General features: G+C 63.6%; 2 protein-coding genes and 1 pseudogene. 2 read left to right on the top strand and 1 reads right to left on the bottom strand.

The window, feature by feature from the left end:
• A pseudogene (gene tnpC / locus AC1DWF_RS32305) lies at positions 1 to 693 on the top strand (IS66 family transposase); the annotation flags it as partial.
• Between the two features lie 20 nt (positions 694 to 713).
• Here tnpC and AC1DWF_RS32300 read toward each other — a convergent pair.
• Positions 714 to 884, bottom strand: coding sequence for a hypothetical protein (locus AC1DWF_RS32300; protein WP_476842605.1), 171 nt, complete (start codon positions 882 to 884; stop codon positions 714 to 716).
• A gap of 18 nt (positions 885 to 902) precedes the next feature.
• Between AC1DWF_RS32300 and AC1DWF_RS32295 the strand changes: the two genes are divergently transcribed.
• On the top strand, positions 903 to 1,112 hold a 210-nt coding region (locus tag AC1DWF_RS32295), incomplete at its 3' end, for a hypothetical protein (protein ID WP_476842606.1).

The raw sequence follows: 1,112 nt of genomic DNA, 5'->3' as shown, positions 1-1,112 counted from the left end.
ATTCTGGAGCGGATCAAGCAGGGCGAGCGGGTCTTCGCCGACGAGACCTCGCTGCCGACCTTGGCGCCGGGAACCGGAAAGGTCCGAAAAGCTTGGCTATGGGCTTATGCGCGCGACGACCGGCCCTTCGGTGGCGCCAGCCCGCCCATGGTCGCCTATCGCTTCGAGGATGGTCGCGGCGGCGACTGCGTTGTCCGCCACATGACGGGCTTCACCGGCATCCTGCAGGTGGATGGATACTCGGCTTACACACAGCTCGCCAAGGCAAGAACGAACTCCAATGAGGGCGTCGCTCTCGCGGGCTGCTGGGCTCACCTACGCCGCCGGTTTTACGAACTGCACATCAACGGCAGTTCCCAAATCGCAACGCAGACTGTCACGACCATGGCCGAACTCTGGTCCATCGAGGAGGAGGTTCGCGGCCAGGTTCCTGCCGCACGCGCCGCCGCCCGTCAGGACCGCTCCGCTGTCATCGTGGCCGAGCTCTTCAAGTTCTGGGAAAAGGAGCTGCCGCGGATCTCGGGAAAATCGAAGCTTGCTGAGGCAATCCGCTACGCAACGTCCAGGCGAGCGGCCCTCGAGCGCTTCCTCGCCGACGGCCGCACCGAAATCGACTCCAACATTGTCGAGCGAGCAATCAGGCCCCAGACCATCGTCAGAAAGAATGCGCTCTTCGCCGGTAGCGACGATGGTGCTTCATACTGCTCATCCCGTCATGCTGTTGAAAGATCGAGTAGATTTGGCTGACGCTCGTCGGGTGGCGGGCGTCGTGAGCGGCGTAGGTCGGCCTGCCGGCGTATCTCCTCTCGCTCAAGGTCGGCGCGTCGAATGATCCAGGGTGCGCCTTTGCAATGTTGTTCTGCCGGAAGAGCGCCCTCGGCGATGAGACGGCGGATGGTCGATTGGCTGAGGGTCAGGGCTGCGGCCGCCTCATCGAGCGTAACCTCTCCGCGTTCGGCGCGCTCGCCGTCACGATAGACGGCGATGTCATGTTGATGGCGCAGGGAGCAGATACGCCCCCGTGTCCAGCTCTTGCCATGCCCGGTCGTCTTACCGGATCGGTTAAGTACCGCGGCGATCGTTTCGTCAGGCATCTGGCGAGCCAGGGCGCG

Source organism: Aminobacter sp. P4_D5, assembly GCF_056401815.1.
The sequence above is the reverse complement of the archived record's forward strand: the minus strand, read 5'-3'. Positions and strand labels throughout refer to the sequence as shown.